Consider the following 26,891-nt stretch of genomic DNA (forward strand, 5'->3'; position numbering starts at 1 on the left):
AAATCAGAATATTATGTACAATTCCTTGTATGAGACAATTTCTAAGGTTGAAAAATCAAATGACATTTCTTTAGAAAGACTTGAAATTTTACAACCATTAATAGATTTTGTCCAGCAGAAAGTAAACAATAAAATGGATGTAAATATCAATTTTATTTGTACTCATAATTCTAGAAGAAGTCATTTAGCCCAAATTTGGGCCCAAATAGCTGCCGAATTCTTTAAAATCCCCAATGTAATTTGTTATTCTGGAGGTACTGAGGTAACCGCAATTTATCCCGCAATTATTGAAACACTGAAAAGTCAAGGTTTAGAAATATCTAAAATTGCTGAAGGTAATAACCCTGTTTATGCGATAAAATTTAATGAGAATTCGTTGCCGATAATTGGATTCTCCAAAACATTTGACAATAAATTTAACCCTACATCAAATTTTGTAGCAGTTCTAAATTGCAATGAAGCAGACGCAGGTTGCCCATTTATTGGTGGAGCAGAAAAAAGAATTCCAATTCCCTATCAAGATCCAAAAATCTCCGATAATACACAATTTCAAGCAGAAACTTACAAAAAGACAAGTTTAGGAATTGCTATAGAAATGTGGAACATATTTTCAAGAATAAAAATTAGTTAATGAAACCACAATTAAAATTTTTAGACAAATATTTAACGTTGTGGATTTTTATTGCCATGGTTAGTGGCATATTAATCGGCTATATTTTTCCATCAATTCCAAAATTTGCTAATAAACTCAGTTGGGGCGCAACAAATATTCCATTGGCCATTGGACTCATTTTAATGATGTTTCCTCCCCTTGCCAAAGTCAATTATTCTCTCCTACCAATAGCCTTTAAAGACAAAAAAACTATTGTTATTTCATTACTATTAAATTGGGTAGTTGGCACTATTTTAATGTTCGGATTGGCCATTCTATTTTTAAGGAATAGTCCTGATTACATGACAGGGTTAATCTTAATTGGCTTAGCGCGTTGCATTGCCATGGTCTTAGTATGGAATGATTTAGCGCGCGGTGATAGAGAATTGGCCGCACTATTAGTGGCCTTAAACAGTATATTCCAAATTATAAGTTATAGTTTTCTTGTATGGCTTTTTATTAATGTACTACCTGGGAAACTTGGTTTAACAGATTTCGACATCAGCATTTCTGTAGTTGAAGTTTTAAAAAGTGTAGGTATTTACTTAGGAATTCCATTTGCAGCAGGGTTTCTAAGCCGTTATTTTTTAATGAAAACAAAAGGAGAAAATTGGTATAATCATAAATTTATTCCAAAAATCTCACCAATTACATTATACGCCTTACTTTTTACAATAGTATTTATGTTTAGCCTTAAAGGCGATAAAATATTAGAATTACCTATGGATGTTTTAAAAGTAGCCACTCCATTGGTTATTTACTTTATATTGATGTTCTTTATTAGCTTTTTCCTGAATAAATCTTTAGGAATAGCTTATGAAAAAAATGCATCAATTAGTTTCACAGCTACTGGAAACAATTTCGAATTAGCCATTGCAATAGCAATTTCCGTATTCGGCATTCACTCACCACAAGCATTTGTTGGGGTAATTGGTCCACTTGTTGAAGTCCCGGTACTTATTCTCTTAGTAAAAGCAAGTTTGTGGTTAAAGAAAAAATACTATTAACCTACTTGCTTATCTTTGTCCTAAATTGATTTATCATTTTATAAGTTCGCAAATCACCTCCCACAACTAAAAACATGGCTGGCATTTATATCCATATACCATTTTGTAAAAAAGCATGTCATTATTGCGATTTTCATTTTTCTACCACGCTTAACAACATGGACGAAATGGTACAAGCCATATGTAATGAGTTAATATTAAAAAAGAATAGATTTAACGACTCCATAGGTTCTATTTATTTTGGTGGAGGTACCCCTTCATTATTGAGTGAAACAGCATTCGGGAAAATTTTTAATACCATTTTCAAAAATTATACGGTTAATTCAAATAGCGAAATTACAATAGAAGCTAACCCTGATGATTTAGACAACCAACGAATTACTATGTTTAGGCAATTTCCTGTCAACAGGTTTAGTATTGGCGTTCAATCATTTTTTGAAGAGGATTTAATTTGGATGAATAGAGCTCACAATGCTTCGGAAGCAGAATCCAGCATTAAGAGAGCGCAGGATAAAGGTTTTGAAAATCTAACCATAGATCTAATTTACGGATACCCATTACTGAGCGATAAGAAATGGCGTTCAAATTTAAATAAAGCAATCGAGTTAAATATCCCACATTTATCTGCTTATGCCATGACAGTTGAAGCAAAAACAGCTATGGCCCATGCCATTAAATTAGGTAAACAACCCAATATTGATGATGAGCAAAGTGCGCAACAATTTCTCTTTATGGTTAACACATTGCAAAAGGCTAATTTTGAGCAATATGAAATTTCCAATTTTGCTAAAGAAGGAAAATATGCTGTACACAACACCAACTATTGGAAAGGCATTCCATTTTTAGGAATTGGCCCATCTGCACATGGTTATGATGGTAAAAGCAGGCAATATAATATTTCAAATAATCCCATTTATATTAAGAATTTACTCCAAAATAAATTGGCAGAAACTATTGAAATATTAAGTTTAGCAGACCAGTTTAACGAATACATCATGACGCAATTAAGGACCATGTGGGGCTTAGATCTTTTGTATATTGAGCAGAAATTTGGACTTTCCGCTAAAAAGCATTTTATCAACAACATCCAAAAACATCTTAAAAACGAAAATCTAGTTCAAGAAAACAACAATTTTTATCTATCCGCGAATGGAAAATTATATGCCGATAGAGTAGCTTCAGATTTATTTTTAGAAATGGAAGATTTTGAAAATTAATCAAATAATTTTCTAACTTTCAAAATGGATCAACAAATTATTTGGATAACAGGAGCTTCATCAGGTATTGGTGAAGCGCTAGCAATTAACTATTCTAAAAAAGGCGATAAATTAATTTTATCTGCCCGCAATCAACAGAAGTTAGAAGAAGTTAAATCTAAATGTGCCTACCCTGAAAATGTACGTATTTTAAATTTAGACTTAAATAACACGGAGTCGTTTCCATACAAAGTTGATGAAGCGTGGAATCTTTTTGGCAAAATAGATATACTAATAAACTCAGGAGGAGTTAGTCAGCGTGGTTTAGGCTTAAATACCTCATTAAAAACCGAACTAGAAATAATGAATGTTAATTTCTGGGGAAGTGTTGTTTTGAGTAAAGCACTAATCAATAAAATGATCCCTTTAAAATCTGGTCAAATTGTTTGTATTAGTAGTTTAGTGGGGAAATTTGGGACGAAATTTAGATCAACTTACTCAGCTAGTAAACATGCCCTACATGGTTATTTCGATAGTTTAAGGGCAGAATTATTTGAAAGTGGAATTAAATTTACCATAATTTGTCCGGGTTTTATTAGAACTGATGTAAGCATTAATGCTTTAACAGAATCTGGGAATAAACAAGGGACTATGGACGATGCCCAAGATAATGGAATGCCTCCTGATGTCTTTGCTAAAAAAGCCATCAGCGCTATTTCTAAACACAAAGAAGAAGTTTACATTGGGGGGAAGGAAGTATTAGGTGTTTATTTAAAACGATGGGTTCCTTTATTTTTCAGCAAGTTTATGAGAAAAGCAAAAGTTGTTTAACAGAAAAACCACCTAACAATCTAAAAATAAACAACTTAAGCGCATATTTAACAATAAATGACCAGAACTTGATTAATATCAACTTATTTGGTTTCAATTTTATTTAATTTTGCAATTAATTAATAAAAAATTAACATGAAATTCGATTTATCACCGATTGATGTTGTAGACGACATCTCTAAAGAAGATTTCGAGAAGAACTATTTAATACCTAGAAAACCTTTAGTCATAAAAAATATGGCACGCCAATGGCCAGCCTATAAAAAATGGACTATGGATTATATGAAGGAAGTTGTAGGAGAGAAAATAGTTCCTCTTTACGATAGTTCTAAAGCCGACCCATCGAAACCAATTAATGCTTCGGCCGCTGAGATGAAATTCACTGATTATATTGATCTGATAAAAGAAACACCTACTGATTTAAGGATATTTTTATTTGATCCAATAAAATTTGCTCCAAAATTATTAGATGATTACATAGCTCCTAAGGAGTTGATGGGTGGATTTTTAGATAGTTTTCCAAATATGTTCTTTGGAGGCAAAGGCTCGGTAACTTTTCTTCATTATGATATAGATTTAGCACATATTTTCCATACACATTTTAATGGCAGAAAACATGTGATATTATTTGAGTATAAATGGAAAGACAGACTTTATAAAATTCCAAATGCAACTTATGCATTAGAAGATTATGATGTTGAAAATCCTGATTTCGATAAATTCCCTGCCTTAAAAGGTGTAAAAGGTATTGAAGCCTATTTAGAGCATGGCGATACTTTATTTATGCCAACCGGTTATTGGCATTGGATGAAATATTTAGATGGCTCATTCTCTATTAGTTTAAGAGCTTGGGATAAGAGCTGGGCGGTTAAAGCTAATAGCCTTTATAACCTTACCATTCAAAGAAAATATGATGATTTTATGAAAGCGAATTTCAGAGAACGTTATATGAAATGGAAGGAAAATTTGGCTATTAAAAAAGCAAACAAAGCATTAGCAGCCAATTTACCTCGATAATTATTGGCATAAAAAAAGCGATTGAAATTTCAATCGCTTTTTTTATGCTTTACTTATTTTAGTTTTCACTATCGTAAGTGATTTCTGTAACATGTTTATCTATTTCCCATCTTCCGATTCCTTCTTCACCAATTACATCAAATAACTCTACTGCTCTTCTTGCTTTATACTCTTCTTCTCTTTGTTCTTTTAAGAACCAGTTTAAGAACTCCATAGTAACAAAATCTTGCTCCTTTAAACATTTAGCCGCAATATTCTTAAATGATTGTGTAATAGCAATTTCTTGCTCCAAAGCTTCTTCGAATACTTCTCTAAAAGAATGAAAATCTGTTTGAATATTGGTTACTTCTGGAGAAATTGCATTTCCGCCCATATCCAAAACATATTTAAATATTTTTAATTGATGTTGACGTTCTTCTTCTGATTGTTTGAAAAAATAATCAGCTGAGTTATCAAAACCATTTTGATCACACCAAGAAGCCATCGCTAAATACAGTGAAGCAGAATGAGCTTCTTTTTTTATTTGTTGATTTAATTGTGATTCTATATCTTCAGAAATCAATGATTTACTTCGCATTAAGTCTTTCATAATCTTTGTATTTATATTACAAAGGTAACAACAAAGACACGGATATGTTCATTAAATATGCAATCTATAATTAATCTAAATCATTAGATTTTAATGATTTAATATTCATTTAATGGAAATAATTGGGGAAATCTAAACCTCTACTCTACTTAATCTATCTTTAAGTATGTTATTTAAATCGAACATCACAAAAGTTCCGTCAAGTAATTCTTTAAAACTTAAAATATCTAATGCAGAAAGCAAATAACAATGATCACAAGAAGAAACAGTTATTAATTCAAAATTTGGTCTAGAAATATCGATGATCATACTTTCTATGTCTTTCGAATTAATCGCTTTTCTAAGACGATTTAAACACGAGAAATTATATTTTGCTATTTTACCTCCAAAGTCCACAAATAATGCGCGTTCTCTATCAGATTGATAGACAATACCATGCTTAGTTGCAAAAACTTCAATTAAATCAGAGGTAAAACAGTTAGACGTATTCATATTTTATACAAATCTGCTTATTATTTAGAAGTAATCCAAATAAAATTAAACAAATTTTAAAAAAAGAAATGCATCCTAACTACTATGATCAGAAATTATCTTCCATTGATTTTTAAACTTCTTAAAGATCAAAGTGAAATGTCCTTTTGGTGCATCGACAGCGCGCTTTAAATTCCATCCGCCCATTACAAAAGCTATATTTTTACTCAAAAATTCTACCTTTTTTATATCAAATGAAAGTTGCCCCATTTTGGCATTAGTTGGATAAGATTTTTTATAATTCTCTAAAGTTTTATTGAAACCATAAGTTGGACCATTTGCCCCTACAAAAACTAAACTATCATTATTCCAATAGCCTTGCATATATCCTTCAATATCGCCCATATTCCAAGCTTTACGCTGCGTTTCTAGAACACTTAATATAGCTTCACGGTCATTAGGGGTTTGCGCGTTAACATTAACACAAACTACCATCAAAAGCAGCATTAATATCTTTTTCATGTTGTAATTTACGAATATAATTATAACTAATATGACAATTTGCTTAATGAAATTTTATCTGAATACTATAACTTAGAGTCTTCGTTTTAAAAATACATCTATCTAAAAAACGATTACAATACATTTAATGGGAAGAATTTATATTTTAATTACTGCCAGTATATTTCTATTGGCATTCGACTTATACTGTTACAAAGCCTTAATTGGTTTATTTAGAAAATGGACGGAGAGAAAAAAACGAATTTTCACAATTATATACTGGTCCTACACTATTCTACTAATTATTGCCGTATTCGCATCCATCTTTTTACCCCTATTTTTAACGTTAAGAGCAATAATTTTAGTGGCCTTCTTTTTAACCGTTGTTGCCAAAATTTTTATGCTTCCATTTTTAATTGTAGACGATTTAAGAAGAGGCGGGATAAAATTATGGCGATATGCAAAGCAAAATAAGGTTTTAGCAGAATCTGAACCACTTAAAAATCAACCAAATGGCGAACCCATCAGCAGATCGGCATTCTTAGTTAGAGCCGGATTAGTTGCTGCTGCCGTTCCACTTTCTTCGCTTAGTTGGGGCATAATAAGCAGTGCATACGATTATAGGATAAACAGAACTAAACTTGTTTTACCCAATCTCCCAAAGTCATTTGAGGGAATGAAAATCGCACAAATTTCGGACATCCACTCCGGAAGTTTTTATAATCAAAAAGCTGTTTTAGGTGGGGTGGATTTACTATTAGCAGAAAAACCTGACATGGTATTCTTTACGGGCGATTTAGTTAATAATTTGGCAAAAGAAATGCGAGATTATCAAGATATATTCTCTAAAGTAAAGGCACCTTTAGGCGTATATTCTGTACTTGGAAATCACGATTACGGAGAATATCATTTTGGGAAACAACCTTCAGCGGCTAAAGCAAAAAATTTATCAGATATTATTTCTACCCATAAAACAATGGGGTGGAATTTATTAATGAATGAGCATAAAGCCATCACCATTAACAACGAAAAAATTGGAATTTTAGGCATCGAAAATTGGGGCATGGGGAGGTTTCCAAAATTTGGAAAGATGGAAGAAGCTATTGCTGGAACAGAGGAATTACCTGTTAAATTATTACTATCTCACGATCCTTCACATTGGAGAGGCGAAGTATTAGATAAATATCCTACAATAGATGCTATGTTTAGTGGGCATACCCATGGGATGCAATTTGGCGTAAAAACAGAGTATTTCCAGTGGAGCCCAGTTCAATTTATTTATAAAGAATGGTCTGGATTATACAAAGAAAATAGTCAACAATTATATGTAAATGTTGGCTATGGTTTCCTTGGTTATCCAGGTAGAGTTGGTATACTTCCAGAGATTACTATATTTGAATTGACTTCTGCATAATGCAGTGTTTCAATTAATATGGTTTTTAAAGAGATAAAGAAGTACTTTATAGACGTATTAGACTTTCTGCTATTTAGCAATATCTTTATTGCTATTTGTGCAGTTGCTCAAGGTTTAGTTACTTATCACTTACTCAAATTAGAAGCTAGTTACAATGTCTTAGGAATTTTATTTTTAGGCACATTGGTTATCTACAATTTTAGTATGTTGATAACCAAACCAAAGGAACCTTCCAAATCTTCATACAAAAGAGTAAGATGGATATATAGTCATTATAGACTAATGGTAACCATCACCATGGTCGCTATTTTAGGCTTAATTCCACTTGGCTTTTTTTTCATAAGCCTATATGGATTAATATTAATTTCAGTTACTGGAATTTTAGCTTTTGCTTATGCTCTTCCGCTCTTTATGTTAAACGGGAAACCAATTGGATTGAGAAATTTACCCGGCGTAAAGTTGTTTCTAATTAGTTTAATCTGGTCTGTAAGTACTGTGGTTTTTCCAATTATTGAAGCAGAACAACAACATATTATAAATGTACCGATCCACGATTTATTCTTATTAGCCGCAAAAAGATTCCTATTTATTGCTGCAATAACCATCCCTTTTGACATTAGAGACTTTTTTCAGGATAAGCTTTTTGAACTTAAAACTTTACCAGTTTTAATTGGAATTAAAAAATCGAATTGGATTTGTTTCTCCTTTCTTCTGCTTTATTTAATTCTATTATTACTTTTTAATAATACTTGGGACTTAAATATTTTGGCTTTAACCCTCACCATATTAACCGCTGCTTGGTTAATTTTTAAATCCAATTTTAAAAGAAACGAATATTATTATTTCCTTTTTTTAGATGGCATTATGATTTTACAGTTTCTGTTATTAAAACTAACCACTGCAATATAAAAGCCCTGACTAACAGGGCTCTATTTCTTAGATATTAAATTTATAACCTACCCCTCTTACCGTTTGTAAAAGTTGAGGATTATCTGGATTCACTTCAATTTTCTTTCTTAAACGAACAATATGCATATCAAGTGTTCTGGTATTTACATCAGAGTTATAACCCCAAACTACCAACATCAATTCGTCTCTATTAATTACCTTTCCAGGATTACGCAAGAAATACAGCAAAATTCTATTTTCCAATATGGTCAATTCTATTTTTTTCCCTTTAGAAAATAAAGTATGAATATTTGGATGATGCTCCATTTCTCCAAACTTATGAACTTCTGGTTTATCTGCATTCTGCAAAAATTTAACTTTACTTTCCAACATCGCTACCAAAACATCCATATTGAAAGGTTTGGTCACGTAATCAGAAGCACCAAAATTATAAGCATCAATTTTATCTACGTCTTGGGCCTTAGCCGTCATCATGATAATCAATTTATCAAAACCTAATGATCGTACTTTTTCACAAATTTCAGATCCTTGTTTGCCAGGAAGCATCCAATCTAACAATACTATATCTGGCTTCTCCGACATAATAAGTTTTTCAGCTGTTTCACCATCACCAGTTTCCAAAATTTGATAATTTTCAGATTGCAATCTATGCGCAACCAAGAAACGTAGATTTTCGTCGTCTTCTACAATAAGTATTTTAATTTCCTTAGACATGATATTCTATTTAATTAAAAGGCAATACGATTAAAAACTCGCTACCTTCTCCAACTTTACTTTTAACACTTATTTCGCCCTTCATAAAATCAACCAACTCCTTACAGAAGGCTAATCCTAATCCAACGCTACCGTTTTGATTATATTGATTTTGTATTCTATAAAACTTTTTAAAGATATTATTTATTTCTGAGGATGGAATACCAATTCCGCTATCAGTAAATTTAAATTCAGCTTTATTCTTACTCAACTTAGCCGAAATTTTCAATTTCTTTTTATCAGGTGATGAATATTTATAGGCATTTTCCGCTAAATTATCGAATAAACTACCCAATAAAACTGGGTCTGTTATTATGGTTTCTTTACCTATAAGTTCATAAGTAAAATCAAAATCAGGATGTTTTAATTTATGAGACTCAATTGTACTTTCTATAAACTCCCTAATATTAACTTCTTCTTCATTTAATGTAATTACCCTATTTTCTATCTGTGTAAATGATAGAAGTTTATTCATCAATCCATTTAATTTATCAGCTTCTTCATCCAATATTCTACCATAAAATTTTTGCTCTTGGGCTGATATACTCGGGCTACTTTTAATATTGTTTCCTGCGATTTTTATAACGCTCACTGGTGTTTTAAACTCATGAGTTAAGTTATTCACAAAATCATATTGTAGCTTATACATTTTTTGGTTAATGTTTAAATTCCTGAAAATTAAATAAGCAACCAACAATAATACTCCATAAATTAAAAGCAATATTAAAGAAAGCGGCATAAATTCTCTTAATATGGCATAATTAATAAATGTCTTAGAAGAAGTAAAATATAACTTATAATCTGAAAATGGACCTGGCAAGGTTACTTCGGTAGATATATTGTCTAATTTTTTACTTAAAGGGTCATAAGTAATAGGTCTAATCTCTATATTTTGATATAGTTTCGGACGGATATTCAAAATTTTAATGTTATCGGGATTTAAATCAAATGATAACATATCTTGTTGAAAAACAACAGGTGGCATTTCTACCTTCCTCAACAACTGTTTGTATGCTTTTAGATCGTCGAATTGGGGAATGTTTAAATAAGTGATTTTATTCGATCGAACGCTAGTGAACACGGTAAACAATTCGTCCTGACTAGGCACTTTTGCAGTATCTAAATGACTTAAATAATTGGTTACTTTAAGTGCAAGCTCTCTAAACTCATCTCCAATATTTTTAGATACTGTTACAGAAGTTTTAACATTAAGCTTAGAATAGTCGTACGAAGCTTTAGGGCCGAGGCTAAAATTCCCAAAAGTTAAACCGTCTGCAATTGGACTGTTTTTAACTTCGGCATCATAAAAAGTTACCTTCTCAACAAAAGGATAACTCAATAACACCGAATCAATATACTTTGATGCATTTAAAGAATCTAAGTACCCATTATAAAAAGAAATTTCGGTTAATTTATTTTGAAAAAAATCATTGTAAGGTGCCATAGAATGCTCCAAGACATTGATTTTCTCGGATACATATTCATTCTCAACTACCTTCTTACTGTAATTAAAAGCAACAAACAAGGATAAAACAAAGAAAGTAGATATTAAAGCGATGAATATTACTATCAATGAAAAATTCTTACGGAAACCGAAATTTTGCTCCTTTTTCATTTCTTTATATCAATCATTTTTATTTCAAATTGGCAGAAAGAAATTCTTCGAGCTGAGTATATAGTCTTTGTCGATTTTCGTCTCTTCTAGGAGAGAAAGGCTGATCTTGATTTTCAATATAAGTAACCTTTGTATTTTGTTTTTGTAATTGCTTAATAAACTGGATACCTTCTGCCGGACTTAACCTAGTGTCTTTCACATTTACATTAATAAAAATTGGAGTTTTAATTTTATCTACATTAAAAATTGGCGAAACCTTGTTCAAATATTCATTATCCAGCCTTGGATCGCCATAAATTTCATACCTAGCATGTAAATTGGCGTTATAATAAGCTGGAAAAGATTTTAAATAGCCAAACATGTTTAATATTCCAGCATTAGATGCTGCCACTGCATAAGTACCAGGATTTCTGTAAACACTGCTCAAAGCAATAAACCCACCAAAGCCAGAACCGTAAATTGCTACTTTTTTTGGATCAATTATACCTTTTCCGGCTAGCCATTTAACACCATCCTCATAGTCATCATTTATTTTTAATCCCAATTGTTTAAAGCCTGCTACATAAAAATTCTTTCCATAACCTGCGGAACCTCTAGCATTGATTTGCAACACCGCAAATCCTCTATTTGCTAAAAACTGTACCTCTGCATTATAACCCCAACTGTTTCTTACACCTGGACCTGAATTAGGAATAACCACTAATGGTAAATTTGTTGGAGATTTGTACAAAGGCAATGTTAAATAACCTTCTATATCTAAACCATCACGTGATTTAAATTTAATAGGCTCCATTTTACTCATTTCTTGTTCATTAATTGAAGGATTAAAATCTCCTAACTTTCTAATTCTTCCTTCATTTACAAAAAACAAATAATATGAACCGGGATTCCTATCAGTGAAAGTCCTTACAATTAAAACATTATCATTTTTATCTCGGTCAGAAATTCTAGTTTCAGTATTAGGTAACAACTCATCCAACTTGTCGTAAAGCGCCTTAACACCGGTATCTAAATAATGTTTCTGTTTTTTCCAGGTTTCATAAACAACAAAAACCATTTTTTTACGAGATCTCGAATATTGTGCATCAACTACGTTTAATGAATCATTTTCAAATAAAACTTTCGTTTCTTTCCCTGTATTACAATCGATTTCTACTAAGGCGTTTTTATCCCTTCCAGAGTTAGAAATAGCATAAATAATATTTGGGTAATTTTCTGAAAAAGCTACTGGCCTTACATAAGTAGCATTACTGTTAGACAAAACAGGTCTAAAAGCTTCTTGCTCGTTTAATCTATATAAGAAGGTTTCATTTACTCCATCAGAAGATATTGCTAATCTTAATTTACCTGCTCTATCTGTTATCCAGCGAGTAATATTTCCTGGGTTTTTAGCAGCCATCTCAAATTTCCCATCTCTAACATTTAACCTATACACATCAATAACTGCCGAATCCCTTTTATTTGAAGCAATTAATAAAAATTTACCATCAATTAATTGCTCATCCAAAACTTGCATCCTGCGCTCTTCATTATACGTTAATTGACGTTCGTTTTTTCCGTCCTTAGAAATAATAAACAAATCAGATTTACGAACACCTGTGTTTACTTCTTTATAATAAATTAACTCATCATCACTTACCCATGCATAGAAACTAATGTTCTTGCCGGTAGATTTAATTATTTCCTTTGGATTTCCATCAATTACTGACTCAACCATTAGAACAGACTCGCCATCCTTTTGTTGTAAATAGGATATAAAACTACCATTTGGAGAAATTCTATATGCTGTTTTTTCCTGAGTTTTGAAAAAATCATTTACAGGAATCTCCCGCACTTTATCTTGTCTGTTGCATGCTGAAAATAACAACAGAACACTCGTAATTATTGTAAGTAATTTCCCCAACTTCATATTTTATATCTCCAGACAGTCCACCTTTAGGTAAATGACCTGCCCATTTATCTTATTTTTAATTTGCAAAGCAAAAGTTAAGCAACAATCCTTAAAATTATCGCATTATTAAAGTAACAATTAAGATGCTATTATAGAATTTAAAATTGAATAAATTTTAAATTTAAACTGGCTAAGAAATTGATTTTTTATACGTTTTTACCATTAATCGCCACTATTCCAACTCTAAACCTTATTAAGGCAACAACTACTTATGGCTCTATTTTTATTATCTAAAATCCTTTTCAAATATAAGTATCCTACCAAAATATTACATATTTTGTTTTAGAAATTAGACCTTCATTTTTTCACCCTTATAAAAACAAAAAGCTATAAATCATTTTGTAATTTGATTAGAATTTAAAAATATAACTGAAATTAATTATCTACGTATATTTGCATTATGTTATTATACAATGTTACAACCATAGTTGATGAAAGTATAGCCCAAGAGTGGCAAGAATGGATGCTTTCTAAGCATATTCCTGATGTGATGAATACTGGTCTTTTTGTAAAAAATCATTTCCTAAAAGTTCTAGATTCACCAAATGAAGGCGTTACCTATTCTGCCCAATTTATCGCAAAATCTAAAGATGATTATGAATTATATTTAGAAAAACATGCTACTGAACTAAGGGAAGAAGTAAAAGCACTTTTTAAAGAACAATTAGTTTCTTTTAGAACCTTAATGGAATATGTAACTGATGATTTTTAAAAAGATTAAATTTTAGAATTTTCATCAACTACCTTAAAAAAGAGAATGATTAACTTTAACGTCATTCTCTTTTTTTATTTTTAATAAATACTAGTATTTCATAAAGTGTAAAATGGATATTCCTAAGCCAAGTTTTAGAAAAATAATCCACATTGATATGGATGCGTTCTATGCTTCGGTAGAAGAAAGAGATTTTCCCGAATATAGAGGTAAACCCTTGGTAGTAGGTGGCAGACCAGACAGCAGAGGTGTGGTGGCCACCGCAAATTATGAAGCCCGTAAATATGGAATTCGATCTGCCATAAGTTGTAGTAAAGCATTTTCATTATGCCCTTTTGCTATTTTTGTTCCTCCTCGTTTTGATGTTTACGCCGCTGTTTCTAAACAGATTAGAGAAATATTTTACCGCTATACTGATTTAGTTGAACCATTGTCATTAGATGAGGCCTATCTAGATATTACCGAAGACAAATTAAATATTGGCTCTGCCATTGAAATTGCGAAACAAATTAAGGAAGCTATAAAAACCGAACTTAATTTGACCGCCTCCGCAGGAATTTCAATCAATAAATTTGTTGCAAAAATTGCATCAGATATAAATAAACCAGATGGATTAACCTTTATTGGCCCTTCTAAAATTGAAAAATTCATAGAAGATTTACCTGTCGAAAAATTTTTTGGAGTAGGAAAAGTTACGGCCCAGAAAATGCGAACTATGCAATTATATACAGGTGCTGATATAAAAAAACTTACAGAAGAACAACTTAAACATCATTTTGGAAAAACAGGCTCATTCTTTTATAAAGTAGTAAGAGGAATTGATAACAGACCTGTTCAGCCATTTAGAGAAATGAAATCTATTAGCGCAGAAGACACGTTAAAGTTTGACACCGAAGACATCTATGAACTAAATGCACTGATAAAGTTATTAAGTGAAACAGTTTACAATAGGTTGTCAAAAAAGCAAAATATAGGCAAAACCATCACTCTAAAAATTAAGTTCTCAGATTTTAAACAGATCACCAGAAGTACTTCCAATTTAAATGGCTTTTTAAATACCGAACAAATTGCAGCTACGGGGATCGATTTACTTAAAAGCGTTGAAATAAATAAACCTATAAGACTTTTAGGAATTGGAATTTCTAATTTTATGCACGCTATGCCAAAAGAAGAAATTCAAGATCAACTACGTCTAAAACTGTAAATTTTATATTTGTTTTCTTTGAATCCTTACCGCATTCAAAATTGCTAATAACGCAACACCCACATCCGCAATTACAGCTTCCCATAATGATGCAATCCCACCAGCGCCTAATACAAGTACAGCAATTTTAACTGTCATAGCTAGCACTATATTTTCCCAAACAATAAATCTTGTAATCTTGCCAATTTTTATTGCATCTACTATTTTGCTAGGCTGATCATTTTGAATAACTATATCAGCGGTTTCAATTGTTGCATCGCTCCCTAAACCTCCCATCGCAATTCCTGCATCAGCCATTGCTACCACTGGAGCATCGTTTACACCATCACCAACAAACGCCAACTTTTTTGCCGAAGATTTTAATTCTGATACCTTATTTACCTTGTCCTCAGGCAACAAATTGCCAATAGCGACTCCTATTCCCAACAATTCACCAACTTTTTCAACAACACTTTGTTTATCTCCACTCAACATTACCGTTTTAATACCTAAAGAATGGAGGTCTGAAACAGCTTGTTTGGCATCTTCTTTAATTTCATCTGCAATGATAAAATATCCAGCCAGAATATTATCTATCCCTATTAAAACAAGAGTCTCTACAACATCTATTTCCGCATTTATATTGATTTTAAATTTTTCGAGCAGTTTTTTATTTCCTGCAACAACTTTTTTTCCATCTACTAAACCCACTAAACCATAACCTGGAATTTCCTCAACCTCAGTAATTAAGTCGTTCATAATCTCTAAATCCCCAAATTGCTCAATCGCCTTTGCAATAGGGTGTGTAGATTTACTTTCAATGGCTACCGCATATTTTATTAAATCGTTTTCTGAAAATCCATTTAAGGCCTCCACCTTTTGAACTTTAAATACACCTTTTGTAAGTGTACCAGTCTTATCCATCACCACCGTATCTACGGCGGTCATAATATCTAAATAATTTGAACCTTTAAATAAAATCCCATTTTTTGAAGCTAAACCAATTCCTCCGAAATAACCCAATGGAATTGAGACAACCAAGGCACATGGACAACTAATCACTAGAAAAACTAGTGCCCTATAAAACCAATCATTAAATTCATAATTATCTACCCATAAATAAGGTAAAAAAACCACTAAAATGGCCAATAAAAAAACAATTGGCGTATATACTTTAGCAAACTTGGATATAAATAATTGGGTCTTTGATTTGCGTGCAGTAGCATCCTGAACTAAGGATAAAATTTTACTCAACTTACTATCCTTATAAGGTCTGCTAACTCTTACTTCAATTAAAGAATTTAAATTAACCATTCCTGCCAAGACTACTTCACCTTTATATTTTTGGTCTGGCTTACTTTCTCCAGTTAATGCAGCTGTATTAAATACCGCTCTTTCTGCCAATAAAACGCCATCTAAAGCTACCTTTTCACCTGGTTTTACTTCAATAACATCATTTACGTTAACACTTTCTGGTTTTACATCTTTTAATTGACCATCAATTTTTACAGTTACCACATCCGGCCGAATATCTAATAAAGATTTTATACTCCGTTTAGCTTTATTTACCGCAGCGTCTTGAAACCATTCTCCAATAGAATAGAACACCATTACCGCAACTCCTTCTGTATAGGAACCAATAGAAAAAGCACCCAATGTAGCTACGCTCATCAGGAAAAATTCATTAAAAATATCTAACCTTTTGGCTTTAATAAAAGCCAATTTTAAAACATCCCTTCCTGCTAAAAGATAAGCTACAATATTTATCAATAAATTAAATGGATATGGTAGAATGTACCCAATAGAATACTCTACCACCATTTCTATGATTAAAATAGCTAATGCTAAAAGTAAATCCCAATGTTCTAAAAAGGAATTGGGCTTAATTAAATTCTTGCTATGATTATGGTTATGATCATGATGATCATTTTTTGAATTAGACATAAATACAATTATAAACAACAAAATTTACGAAACCAACTACTTCATTTACAATAATGTAATTCTACAACCATAAAAATATACCTTAATAATGCAATAGAACAAAATTCTATAAATTTTATACAGAATAATATAAAACAAAAGCTCCATTAACGCCGTAAATTTGATATTACAAACCTTTTATAAAATGTCTAAAGAAAAAAACAACATTTCAACTTACAACGTTTTAGGCATGAGTTGTGCGGCATGTGCTTTAAATGTGGAATCTCATTTAAAGTCACAACAAGGTGTAATAGAAGCCTCTGTAAATTATGTTAACCATAATGCGCAAATAAACTTCAATCCAGATATTACTGATGTTCAACAATTAAAAATTGCAGTTCAAAACATTGGATATGATTTAGATATATCAAATCTAGAAACCAGTGTTAATATTTACGACAACGAAAAATCATTAAAAGAACTAAAGAAAAATGTTATTGGTGCCGGTATTTTGGCATTTCCGGTTTTTATAATCGGCATGTTTTTTATGGATATGCCATATGCCAACTATTACATGTTGGCTTTCACCACGCCTCTATTATTTCTCTTTGGAAGAAAATTCTACATCAGCGCATTTAAACATGCTAGATATGGACAAATGAATATGGATACGTTAGTAGCATTAAGTACTGGCATAGCCTTCATTTTTAGTGTTTTCAATACCTTTTTCCCCGAATTCTGGCACGAAAGAGGTATCCATGCTCATGTATATTACGAGGCTGCCTCAGTAATTATTGCTTTTATTTTGTTAGGTAAGTACTTGGAGGAAAAAGCCAAATCTAACACCTCTTCTGCTATTCAAAAATTAATTGGACTACAGCCCAACAAGGTCATGCTAATCAATAAAGATGGTTCTGTGGTAGAAGTAGAAATTGATAAGGTTGTAAAAGGGATGCCATTATTGGTTAGATCGGGAGAAAAAATCCCTGTAGATGGTACACTTTATGAAGGTAGCTCTTATGTAGATGAAAGTATGTTAACAGGGGAGCCAATTCCTGCTTTGAAAACTGAAAACAGTAAAGTTTTTGCAGGTACTATAAATCAAAATGGCAGTTTCAAGTTTATTGCAGAAAAAGTAGGAAAAGAAACGCTTTTAGCTAAAATTATAAAAGTTGTGCAGGAGGCACAAGGATCTAAAGCTCCAGCCCAAAAATTAGTCGATAAAATTGCCTCTATTTTTGTGCCTATTGTAATTTCAATCTCCATACTTACTTTTTTAGTTTGGATAATTTTTGGAGGTGAAAATGGTTTTTCTCATGGTCTTTTAACAATGATAACTGTATTAATTATTGCTTGTCCATGTGCTTTAGGCCTAGCTACACCAACAGCAATTATGGTAGGTATTGGGAAAGGTGCCTCTAATGGCATCTTAATTAAAGATGCAGAAGCTTTAGAATTAGGACATAAAGTAAATGCAATTGTTGTAGATAAAACAGGTACCATTACGATAGGGAAACCACAGGTTACCGATTTTTTCATTCAAGAATCTAGGCTAAACAAAGAAATACTTTTAGCGCTAGAACTGCCGTCGGAGCATCCTTTAGGAGCTGCAGTAAAAGATTATTTAATAACTGAAGAAATAACTCCTGCTCAGATTAAGGGGTTTACCAATATTATTGGTCGCGGCGTTAAAGGTTATTATAACGAAATAGAGTATTGGGTGGGAAGTCCGAAATTACTTGATGCTTACAATATTCCGCTTGATAGCGAACAACAAAAGCAATTTAACCGATTAAATGAAGAAGCAAAAACCGTAATATTTTTGGGAAATACTACTTCTGTTCTTGGAATAATTGCAATTGCCGACCAGATTAAAGATGGATCAAAAAAAGCTATAAAGGAGCTTTTAGATGACGGTATTGAGGTTCATATGTTAACTGGAGACAATAAATATACTGCCAAAGCAGTTGCAGATTTCACAGGCATAAAAAGTTATATTGCTGATGTTAGTCCGGGTGAAAAAGGCGATTTTATTAAAAAACTTCAAAAAGAAGGCAAAGTGGTGGCCATGATTGGCGATGGAATAAATGATAGTGAAGCATTGGCATTGGCCGATGTATCAATTGCCATGGGTAAAGGTTCTGATATTGCAATTGATGTGGCTAAAATAACTTTAGTATCGTCTGATTTAAGAAATGTACCAAAAGCATTTAGGCTATCTGATCAAACCGTAAAAATCATTAAACAAAACCTTTTTTGGGCATTTATTTATAATATTATAGGGATTCCGTTAGCAGCCGGAGTACTATATCCATTTAATGGATTTTTATTAAATCCAATGATTGCCGGTGCTGCTATGGCATTAAGTTCTGTTTCTGTAGTAACCAATAGTTTAAGATTAAAATATTTCAAATGATAACTTACAAATTTAAAACCAATTTAAAATGTTCTGGATGTGTCCAAGCTTTAACCCCTTTTATAGAAAATGTAGAAGGATTAAAAAATTGGAATGTAGATTTAAACAATCCTGAAAAGGTGCTTTCAGTGGAAGGCGATGAACAATTAGAATCCCCTCAAATATTAAATGCAATACAGCAAGCTGGATATTCTGGTGAAGAAATATAGTTAAGAAAAGCCTTTAAATTTGCTTGAATCTGCAAAAATTAGTATTTTTATATGTAATAGAGATGAAATTACATATAAAAAATATGGTTTGTAACCGCTGCAAAATGGTAGTGGAACAATTCTTAGAAGCATCTAATTTAGAGGTTTCTAATTTAGAGTTAGGTTATGTAACTGTATCACCATCTCCTTCAGAAGAAGAATTATTAAAAATCTCTCAAGGCTTAAATGAATTGGGCTTCGAACTTATCGTAAATGAAAAGGATAAAATTATTGAACAAGTAAAAAACACAATAATTGAAACGATTCAAAATATAGATGAGGTTTATGAATTTCCAAATTTACCAACGCTATTGAGTGATAAAATAACCAAGGATTATGCGAGTATTAGCAGATTGTTTTCTGAGCGTGAAGGAATAACACTTGAAAAATTTATTATTCAACAGAAAGTAGAAAAGATAAAGGAACTACTACAAGACGATGAATTAAATATTAATGAAATTGCTTGGAAATTGGGTTATAGTAGTAGCGCACATTTATCAGCTCAATTTAAGTGCGTAACTCATTTAACACCCACTGCATTTAAAACTAAAAACGCCAAAACAAGAAAATCACTCGATGAGATTTAAAAGTGATTTTAAATCTATTATCAAAACACCACTTTTAAAACACAGAAAATGAAATTCAAGAATATTATACTCGCAATTATATTGATTTGTACACCCGCAATAATATTTGCTCAAGACACAAATCCTAAAACAATAACTATTCGTAAATTAACAAAGGAGCTATCGAAAAACATACAAATAGTTGATGTTAGAACGCCAAAAGAATTCCATGAAGAGCACATCAAAAATTCAATAAACTACGACTTTAAATCGGATGAGTTCAAATCACTTATTTCAAATCTTAACAAAGAAAAGCCTGTTTACTTATATTGTAGAACTGGAAAAAGAAGTGCTGAAGCTGCAGTGCAACTTAAAAATTCAGGATTTAAAGAAGTTTATTCTTTAAAAGGAGGAATTACAAAATGGAAGAAAAGAAAACTAAATATAGAATAAAAAAATTAATTTTAGCGTACCGACTTAAATATTAATAACTTAAATCAATACGCTAAAATCAAATAAATCTTAAATTATTTTAAGAAAAAAAATTCGCATTTATTATTTTTTCATATTATCTTTCTTCTAATAAAACATCCATATCCTTCATTAATTTATCTGTCTGCTCATCGGTAACGCCATCATACGCACCTCTTACACGCCTGTATTTATCTACCAATATAAAAAAACCCTGATGTACATAACCTCCGGCCTCATTTTGATCTTCGGCAACAGCTACTAAATAATTTTTTTGCGCTGTACTGTAAATTTCTGTTTTCGGACCCCATACAAATTGCCATTGGTCGCCTTCAGCGCCTAATTTAGATTTATAAGCTTTTAAACGTGAAGGTTTATCGTACTTGTAGTCTATAGTATGAGATAAAAACATCACATTAGGGTTATCTTTATACTTTTTAAAAACCTTCATCATGTTGCGGTGCATGGTTGGACAAATTGTTGGACAGCTCGTAAAGAAAAAATCGGCAACATAAATCTTTCCATCAAACATACTATTGTTTATTAAAACACTATCCTGATTGTAATAACTAAACTCAGGTATGGTTTTAAAAATAGTATCAGCTACTTCTTTTCCATTTTCCATGCGGGTTTCAATCCTATCAGGAATCATGGGTAATTTACTTCTTTCGCTCTTACATGCTATCCAAAGTAAGACTACAAACACTGAAAGAAGTACCAAGTTTTTTTTATTGGCTTTCATAATTTTAATGTTTACTGTGGTCGTGACCGTCATTTGCTAGTTGAACTTGAACACCATACTTTTTAAGGTATGCCTCTGAACCAACAAGCGCAACTTTATACAGGCTATCCATCTTTACCAGTTTTTGTTTTTCTGATTTGAAGTATTCTACCGCTTTTTCATTGCTCATTCCTTCCACATCAGCCTTGAAATTCTGCATCCAGTCCATCATACTTTCATCAGCTTCATCTATTAAAAGAACTAACTGATTAATTTTGATTCTTTCTGCTGCTGTGTCAACATCTTTTAATTTGGGTAAATCTCTAACCAAAAATGTATCCAGTGCTATTTTATTATGAATTGCCTTTTCTCCGTCAACCATTAATTTGTCGTGTAACTTAACCACATCAGCTCGTACTATTTTATAGTCTAGAGTTTCGCTACAGCCCGAACTCATAAGAAACAGCAATATTAAAATCCTGGTGAAAAATTTGTTGTAATTATTTTTGTACTTTTTCATAATTAATTGTTCTAAAATGCAAATGAAGTATGTATCATCCATCTATTACCAGCTAAAGCTCGTCTGCCAGCTAAGGCCTGTGAATGTACATTTTGATAATTAGTGCCCATTGATATTCGCTTAAATGAAAATTCCATTCCAGCTATGGCCGATAAAGAATATCCACCTGAAGTTTCTATTTCATACTTCTTATTTTCCATATCTTTTTCTGCTGTTTCATAAAGCACCCCGATATTGGGTGCAATGGTTAACAATTTTGCGATTCTGAATTTATGATATAAGAGTATGTTGGACGTGAATTTTTTACCGTAGCGATAATTGTGTTTATTTTCGGTATTGATTTTGTAATTAAGATTTACATTTAGCCCTAAATCTTGTAACCGGATATCGTAGGTAGCATTTAATGTGAAATCGGTACTCGCCGTACCTAATTGAAAATTGTTAGGCGATTCTGAAACAGCCAATCGCTCAGATGGTTCATACTTACCTGTGGGCAATTTTACACCTGCACCCACCCATAGAGATTGCACCAAGAGCTTTTGCCCCACGCTCGTCCTATGATCTGCCAATCCGTAATAGCCCATAAGGGCGATATCTCCCAATCCATTTTTACTTCCATTTCCTGTTTGGGCAACCTTCTCATTAAAATTGTAAGGGATAAATGCTAAGACTCTAAACTTTTTCCCAAAATTAACGCCTCCCCATAGTTCTGTACTCTGGTAAGTTTCATCAGCCGATATAGGCGTACGTTCTCCATTTGGCCCTAAATGTGTAGCCAATGATTTATGCTGATATCGCAACCCCGCAAAACGCTTATTAAACTCAGGTAGCAAGCCCAAGTAATAGCTTCCTACGCCACACCCACAAATATCGCATGCACGAACTAAGGTAAACGTACAGCTACTTAAAAGGGCAATTAATATTATTTTCTTTTTCATTTTATTGTTCTGCTAATAATTTGTTATTGATAAATGTCTCGTCGTTCAACGTAAAAAGAAATGCTGTTAAGCGACTTTTTTCTCTTTCAGAAAGTGTAATTCCAGGTTTAGCACCCTTATTTAATAAAGGATCCAGGTTCACCATATTACTTACTTCTGAATTGTAATGTTCTAATACTCCGTTTAGCGTAAGAAACCTTCCATCATGCATAAAAGGAGCCGTATACCGCAGGTTACGTAATGATGGCACTTTAAATTTATATTTATCTGTTTCATTTAAAGTTGCCGTATATTGTCCCAAGTCGTTTACAGCATTGGGTACCAATCCATTATTGCGAAAAGAACCATCTGTAAACAAAGGTTCTGAATGGCACGATGCGCATTTCCCTTTAAAAATGTTATAGCCTTCCAATTCTTCTTCTGTAAATGATGTATTTTCCTCATTACGCATAACTTTATCGTACTTTGAGTTACTGCTTACACACATAAGCATAAACTGCGATAATGCCTTCATGAAATTAGAGGTTGTAATCTCCTCTGTTCCAAATGCTGCTTTAAACATAGACCTATATTTAGGCATGGCCTGCAGTTTTGCAAAAACATTCGGTAAGTTTTCGTCCATTTCTTCATGCGTTGTAATCGGCACGATGGGCTGAAGATCAAGATGTGGAACACCACCATCCCAGTTGAATGCTTTACTCCATGCCAAATTCATGATGGGCGGGGAATTGCGCGTACCCAACCTATCGTCTATCCCATGGCTTACATCGTGTCCATGCTGCGTAAATGCAGACGACTGAATATGGCAAGAGCCGCATGAAATGGTATTATTACGAGATAACCTAACCTCATAAAAAAGCGACTTACCTAAATCAAATCCGGCATTGGTAATTTTGTTTAATGTAAAATCGTAAACAGGCTCCGGGAAATTATCAGGCTTTTTAAATCCAATAAATGTTTCTATCCGATCAATTAAAAAATCGCTCTTTTTACAGGATATTATAAACAGTCCCAGAATAACTAGGACTGTTAAATGTTTTCTATTCATAAAGCCTAATTTTCTGTATGATCATGTCTGAACATTTCAGGTAAATTATTAGCAACATTCACGCTAAAGGCACTAAACATAACATTAGGGTTTGCTGCAATACTAAAAGAATTTTTGCCATTAAAAACTTTCATTATGTCTACAAACAGATGAACATTACTTTGCCGGCCTTTTCTCACTTTAGCTATTCCTCCTGCATTTAAATCGATAGTTATGGTTTTAATATTATTTATAGTAGGAGCACTAAACCCGCCAAATCCGCCGATATGATATTTAAATTGTTTTTTACCAGTAGGATCGCCTTTCACGTCGTCTGAAATTACGGGCGAAGTACCTTCTAGTTTAAAGAAAATATAACCTGAGTTCCAACCCCAGTACATACCTCCACTATCGTGTCCGCCACCTGTAGCCGGGTCTAGCACACCTGTACGTTTACTTAAATCCATGGTACTGCGTAAGCTATCTACGCCTAAAGTGAAAGTTACCTTGGTATAATCGCCTTCCGGCACTTCAATTTTAGTAAATCGGGTAGATTTATCTTCTCCATTGATTAAGAAATAGCTTTGATCTTGAGGTACGGTATAGCTATTACCATTGGCTTTGGTTACTTTAATATTACTGATAAAATATTGAAGTTTAGAGATGCTGAATTTTTCGCCCGCAGCATTGGTATAAAGACTACCTGTATTAGTGATTGCAAACGTCCTTTCTCCAACAATATTATCGAACTCGATAGAGAAGGGTGCTAGCTCTCCATTTGCAAAATCGGGTTGTGGGTCGGTTTTTGAACATGAGGTAAATATTGAGCATAAAAGGGTCATCAACCCTATTATTATAGAATTATTCTTCATATTTTGTATACTATTTTCCTTGAGAAACGGCCATACAGCCGTAACTCAATCCATTTAAAAATTGATTATTTATTGCCCGAAACCCAGGGCAAGCGTTGCCATTCCCATTTTATTTTAAAAAATGGCGATAAGAATTTTATATGAATTAAACGCCGCGTGGTGGCTGGAAAATAGATGCAGAACGATCAATGGTCTGCTTTATAATACTTTGAGGATAATTCTTTTTAGCGTGTGCTATTTTAATTGGCTCAGGCAACTCTACTTTGGGAGGTAAAGTTTCCTGAAAGCGATTGCGCTGGTTTTCTATTTCCTGCTTACGCTCTTTTTCTTCTGCAGCTTTCAGCTTCTTTTTTAAAAAACACTTTCCATTACAGTTTAATTCGGGCTTATCCTTGTTTTCACATAATTCAGCTACGATATAGGATTTATTGACCTCAAACCCAGCATACACAAAGCATCGCGATAAGTGAGCACTTAACAACGCTAATAAAAGAAGTATTGAAATGTATCTTTTAAGCATTGGCGCAAAGATAATTATCAATCTCAGTTAATACAAACAAATAATATTAAATGAAAATATTCTATACCTAATCTATCAAATATTACTTCCAACCAGACTTAATAATATCTGATTGGAAGTTAATTTACCTTATGATTTTATATCAAACAAACTTAAGTTCACAAATTGTTGTATTCTATCCTCAATCATTTCTTCATTTAATTCCAACAATCTTTCAGTTCCAAATTTCTCAACACAGAATGAAGCTAATGCAGAGCCAAAAATTAAAGCATTCTTCATATTGTTAAAATTAATGGTACCAACTTTCGCAAGATAACCAATAAATCCACCAGCAAAAGTATCTCCCGCTCCGGTTGGGTCAAACACATCTGCTAATGGTAAAGCTGGCGCCGAGAAAATTTTATCTTCATGAAATAATAAAGCACCGTGCTCACCTTTTTTAATAATTAAGTATTTCGGGCCCATTTCTAAGATTTTCTTTGCTGCTTTAACTAAAGAATATTCTCCAGAAAGTTGACGAGCTTCAGAATCGTTGATGGTTAATACATCTACCATGCTAATAGTTTCTTTCAAATCGTCCATCATGATGTCCATCCAAAAATTCATGGTATCCAACACAATCAGTTTTGGGCGATTTTTAAGGCGTTTAATTACCGTTGATTGCACTTGTGGGGTTAGATTGCCTAACATTAAATATTCACAGTCCTGGTAGCTCTCAGGGATAATAGGATCAAATTGCTCCAATACATTTAATTCAGTAATTAAAGTATCACGACTATTCATGTCGTTATGATATTTTCCAGACCAAAAAAATGATTTTTCACCTACTTTTATTTGAAGACCTTCGGTATCTACTCCAAACTCTTGAAGTTTTTCAATATCCTTTTTTGGGAAATCGTCGCCAACAACTGCAACAATTTTTGTCTTATCGTAGAAGTAAGAAGCAGCCAAACTAGCGAAAGTTGCCGCTCCACCTACTATTTTATCTGTTTTTCCGAACGGTGTCTCTATAGCATCAAACGCTACAGTACCTATGATTATCAGGCTCATGCGAATTAATTGAAATTTTTTTTAAATTTTTTCTCTACAAATATTGCATAAATAATTTAAAAGCCCTAATATTGCATTCCCAAATCAAGGAACTCGAAAGTGGTTTTTAAATAAGATGAGGGTAATAACCAGAATAAGTACTCCCGAATAGCTAAGCTGGTTAGAGTCCCGAAACTTCGGGATTAATCAGAGGGTCGGGTTTTCCTAATGGATATTAGGAATAATTTTTAAGATAACAATTAACCAGTATAAATAATATACTCCCGAATAGCTCAGCTGGTTAGAGCATCTGACTGTTAATCAGAGGGTCGCTGGTTCGAGCCCAGCTTCGGGAGCAATTTTAAAGTCATCCCTAATTTTTAGCGATGACTTTTTTTATGCTCTTTTATATCTACATTTTACATTCTAATAAATCCGATAAATTCTATATTGGATATACTTCAAATATTCATTTAAGAGTTTTTCAGCATAATTTTGGCGCTAAACTATCCTATACTCATAAACATAGACCTTGGAAATTAAAAGCTTTGTTTTGTTGTGGAAACTCAAAATCAGATGCCATCACAATCGAAAACTTTATTAAAAAGCAGAAAAGTAAAACTTTTATTAAAAAAATAATTGATCATGAAATATTAACAACGGTATTTCCTAAACTGGTTAGAGTTAAGTTTTGTTGAATTTAATACCTCCATCGCTGGTTCGTCCCGATGCTTCGGGATCGGGAGCAATTTTAAAGTCATCCTTAATTTTTAACGATGACTTTTTTTATGCTCTTTTATATCTACATTATATATTCTGATAAATCCGATAAATTCTAT

28 protein-coding genes and 1 tRNA gene are annotated in these 26,891 nt (G+C 32.5%); 15 read left to right on the forward strand and 14 right to left on the reverse strand.

Features of this window, described 5'->3' with window-relative positions:
• The first annotated feature begins 13 nt into the window (after positions 1–13).
• The 5 genes from VRU49_RS01560 to VRU49_RS01580 all read left to right on the forward strand — a co-directional run bounded on the left by VRU49_RS01560 (position 14) and on the right by VRU49_RS01580 (position 4,703).
• Complete coding sequence (locus tag VRU49_RS01560) at positions 14–631, forward strand: low molecular weight phosphatase family protein (RefSeq protein WP_330145012.1); 618 nt, start codon at positions 14–16, stop codon at positions 629–631.
• Positions 631–1,659 (forward strand): ACR3 family arsenite efflux transporter, encoded by a 1,029-nt coding sequence (gene arsB, locus VRU49_RS01565; protein WP_330145013.1) that lies wholly within the window; start codon positions 631–633, stop codon positions 1,657–1,659. The genes VRU49_RS01560 and arsB overlap by 1 nt, the downstream gene beginning before the upstream one ends.
• A gap of 74 nt (positions 1,660–1,733) precedes the next feature.
• Entirely contained in the window at positions 1,734–2,876 is a 1,143-nt protein-coding gene (gene hemW / locus VRU49_RS01570) for a radical SAM family heme chaperone HemW (RefSeq protein WP_330145014.1), read from the forward strand.
• 24 nt (positions 2,877–2,900) lie between these two features.
• Entirely contained in the window at positions 2,901–3,686 is a 786-nt protein-coding gene (locus VRU49_RS01575) for an SDR family NAD(P)-dependent oxidoreductase (protein ID WP_330145015.1), read from the forward strand.
• A 135-nt stretch (positions 3,687–3,821) separates the two neighbouring features.
• On the forward strand, positions 3,822–4,703 hold the full coding sequence (locus VRU49_RS01580; protein ID WP_330145016.1) for a cupin-like domain-containing protein: 882 nt from the start codon (positions 3,822–3,824) through the stop codon (positions 4,701–4,703).
• 58 nt (positions 4,704–4,761) lie between these two features.
• Here the strand turns inward: VRU49_RS01580 and VRU49_RS01585 are convergent, their stop codons facing one another.
• From VRU49_RS01585 to VRU49_RS01595, 3 genes are all read right to left on the reverse strand, one after another.
• Positions 4,762–5,292, reverse strand: coding sequence for a ferritin (locus VRU49_RS01585; protein WP_330145017.1), 531 nt, complete (start codon positions 5,290–5,292; stop codon positions 4,762–4,764).
• Positions 5,293–5,424: 132 nt separating this feature from the next.
• A complete protein-coding gene (locus VRU49_RS01590; protein ID WP_330145018.1) occupies positions 5,425–5,784 on the reverse strand; it encodes a hypothetical protein in 360 nt (119 codons plus the stop codon).
• 75 nt (positions 5,785–5,859) lie between these two features.
• Positions 5,860–6,285 (reverse strand): YybH family protein, encoded by a 426-nt coding sequence (locus tag VRU49_RS01595; RefSeq protein ID WP_330145019.1) that lies wholly within the window; start codon positions 6,283–6,285, stop codon positions 5,860–5,862.
• Between the two features lie 127 nt (positions 6,286–6,412).
• Between VRU49_RS01595 and VRU49_RS01600 the strand changes: the two genes are divergently transcribed.
• Both VRU49_RS01600 and VRU49_RS01605 read left to right on the forward strand, forming a co-directional pair.
• Complete coding sequence (locus tag VRU49_RS01600; protein ID WP_330145020.1) at positions 6,413–7,678, forward strand: metallophosphoesterase; 1,266 nt, start codon at positions 6,413–6,415, stop codon at positions 7,676–7,678.
• Between the two features lie 18 nt (positions 7,679–7,696).
• Complete coding sequence (locus tag VRU49_RS01605) at positions 7,697–8,587, forward strand: UbiA prenyltransferase family protein (protein WP_330145021.1); 891 nt, start codon at positions 7,697–7,699, stop codon at positions 8,585–8,587.
• 27 nt (positions 8,588–8,614) lie between these two features.
• Here the strand turns inward: VRU49_RS01605 and VRU49_RS01610 are convergent, their stop codons facing one another.
• From VRU49_RS01610 to VRU49_RS01620, 3 genes are read right to left on the reverse strand one after another with little or no spacing between them, the layout of a single operon-like run.
• Positions 8,615–9,301 (reverse strand): response regulator transcription factor, encoded by a 687-nt coding sequence (locus VRU49_RS01610; protein WP_330145022.1) that lies wholly within the window; start codon positions 9,299–9,301, stop codon positions 8,615–8,617.
• Positions 9,302–9,311: 10 nt separating this feature from the next.
• Positions 9,312–10,955 carry a sensor histidine kinase gene (locus VRU49_RS01615; RefSeq protein WP_330145023.1) on the reverse strand — a complete coding sequence of 548 codons (1,644 nt, stop codon included), beginning with the start codon at positions 10,953–10,955 and terminating at the stop codon, positions 9,312–9,314.
• A gap of 19 nt (positions 10,956–10,974) precedes the next feature.
• Entirely contained in the window at positions 10,975–12,864 is a 1,890-nt protein-coding gene (locus VRU49_RS01620) for a S9 family peptidase (RefSeq protein WP_330145024.1), read from the reverse strand.
• A gap of 442 nt (positions 12,865–13,306) precedes the next feature.
• On the opposite strand from VRU49_RS01620, the gene VRU49_RS01625 reads away from it, so the two are divergent.
• Together VRU49_RS01625 and dinB are read left to right on the forward strand one after the other, a co-directional pair.
• Positions 13,307–13,618 carry a DUF4286 family protein gene (locus tag VRU49_RS01625; RefSeq protein WP_330145025.1) on the forward strand — a complete coding sequence of 104 codons (312 nt, stop codon included), beginning with the start codon at positions 13,307–13,309 and terminating at the stop codon, positions 13,616–13,618.
• Between the two features lie 112 nt (positions 13,619–13,730).
• On the forward strand, positions 13,731–14,822 hold the full coding sequence (gene dinB, locus VRU49_RS01630) for a DNA polymerase IV (protein WP_330145026.1): 1,092 nt from the start codon (positions 13,731–13,733) through the stop codon (positions 14,820–14,822).
• A 3-nt stretch (positions 14,823–14,825) separates the two neighbouring features.
• Here dinB and VRU49_RS01635 read toward each other — a convergent pair whose 3' ends face one another.
• Positions 14,826–16,745: a heavy metal translocating P-type ATPase gene (locus VRU49_RS01635; protein WP_330145027.1), complete on the reverse strand. Its 1,920-nt coding sequence runs from the start codon at positions 16,743–16,745 to the stop codon at positions 14,826–14,828.
• Positions 16,746–16,929: 184 nt separating this feature from the next.
• Here VRU49_RS01635 and VRU49_RS01640 point away from each other — a divergent pair, with 184 nt between their 5' ends.
• The 4 genes from VRU49_RS01640 (at position 16,930) to VRU49_RS01655 (ending at position 20,407) form a co-directional block, all read left to right on the forward strand.
• Positions 16,930–19,140, forward strand: a complete 2,211-nt coding sequence (locus VRU49_RS01640; RefSeq protein ID WP_330145028.1) for a heavy metal translocating P-type ATPase — start codon at positions 16,930–16,932, stop codon at positions 19,138–19,140.
• Complete coding sequence (locus tag VRU49_RS01645; protein ID WP_330145029.1) at positions 19,137–19,349, forward strand: heavy-metal-associated domain-containing protein; 213 nt, start codon at positions 19,137–19,139, stop codon at positions 19,347–19,349. The genes VRU49_RS01640 and VRU49_RS01645 overlap by 4 nt, the downstream gene beginning before the upstream one ends.
• Positions 19,350–19,453: 104 nt before the next feature.
• Positions 19,454–19,975, forward strand: coding sequence for a helix-turn-helix domain-containing protein (locus VRU49_RS01650; RefSeq protein ID WP_330145030.1), 522 nt, complete (start codon positions 19,454–19,456; stop codon positions 19,973–19,975).
• A 48-nt stretch (positions 19,976–20,023) separates the two neighbouring features.
• Entirely contained in the window at positions 20,024–20,407 is a 384-nt protein-coding gene (locus VRU49_RS01655) for a rhodanese-like domain-containing protein (protein ID WP_330145031.1), read from the forward strand.
• 115 nt (positions 20,408–20,522) lie between these two features.
• On the opposite strand, the gene VRU49_RS01660 is transcribed toward VRU49_RS01655, so the two are convergent.
• From VRU49_RS01660 to VRU49_RS01690, 7 genes are all read right to left on the reverse strand, one after another.
• Positions 20,523–21,167 (reverse strand): SCO family protein, encoded by a 645-nt coding sequence (locus VRU49_RS01660; protein ID WP_330145032.1) that lies wholly within the window; start codon positions 21,165–21,167, stop codon positions 20,523–20,525.
• A 4-nt stretch (positions 21,168–21,171) separates the two neighbouring features.
• A complete protein-coding gene (locus VRU49_RS01665) occupies positions 21,172–21,666 on the reverse strand; it encodes a hypothetical protein (RefSeq protein WP_330145033.1) in 495 nt (164 codons plus the stop codon).
• 11 nt (positions 21,667–21,677) lie between these two features.
• Complete coding sequence (locus tag VRU49_RS01670) at positions 21,678–22,604, reverse strand: transporter (protein ID WP_330145034.1); 927 nt, start codon at positions 22,602–22,604, stop codon at positions 21,678–21,680.
• Position 22,605: 1 nt separating this feature from the next.
• Entirely contained in the window at positions 22,606–23,652 is a 1,047-nt protein-coding gene (locus VRU49_RS01675) for a cytochrome-c peroxidase (RefSeq protein WP_330145035.1), read from the reverse strand.
• A 5-nt stretch (positions 23,653–23,657) separates the two neighbouring features.
• Entirely contained in the window at positions 23,658–24,503 is an 846-nt protein-coding gene (locus VRU49_RS01680) for an MbnP family protein (RefSeq protein WP_330145036.1), read from the reverse strand.
• Between the two features lie 145 nt (positions 24,504–24,648).
• On the reverse strand, positions 24,649–25,023 hold the full coding sequence (locus VRU49_RS01685; RefSeq protein ID WP_330145037.1) for a hypothetical protein: 375 nt from the start codon (positions 25,021–25,023) through the stop codon (positions 24,649–24,651).
• 129 nt (positions 25,024–25,152) lie between these two features.
• The gene (locus tag VRU49_RS01690; protein WP_330145038.1) at positions 25,153–26,073 is read right to left on the reverse strand and encodes a PfkB family carbohydrate kinase; all 921 of its coding nucleotides are present in this window, start codon (positions 26,071–26,073) and stop codon (positions 25,153–25,155) included.
• Positions 26,074–26,334: 261 nt separating this feature from the next.
• On the opposite strand from VRU49_RS01690, the gene VRU49_RS01695 reads away from it, so the two are divergent.
• A tRNA-Asn gene (locus tag VRU49_RS01695) sits at positions 26,335–26,408 on the forward strand.
• Between the two features lie 42 nt (positions 26,409–26,450).
• Positions 26,451–26,750 (forward strand): GIY-YIG nuclease family protein, encoded by a 300-nt coding sequence (locus VRU49_RS11460; RefSeq protein WP_431311597.1) that lies wholly within the window; start codon positions 26,451–26,453, stop codon positions 26,748–26,750.
• The last annotated feature ends 141 nt before the right edge of the window (positions 26,751–26,891 follow it).

The organism is Pedobacter flavus, from assembly GCF_036324285.1.
GTDB classification, from domain to species: Bacteria; Bacteroidota; Bacteroidia; order Sphingobacteriales; family Sphingobacteriaceae; genus Pedobacter; species Pedobacter flavus.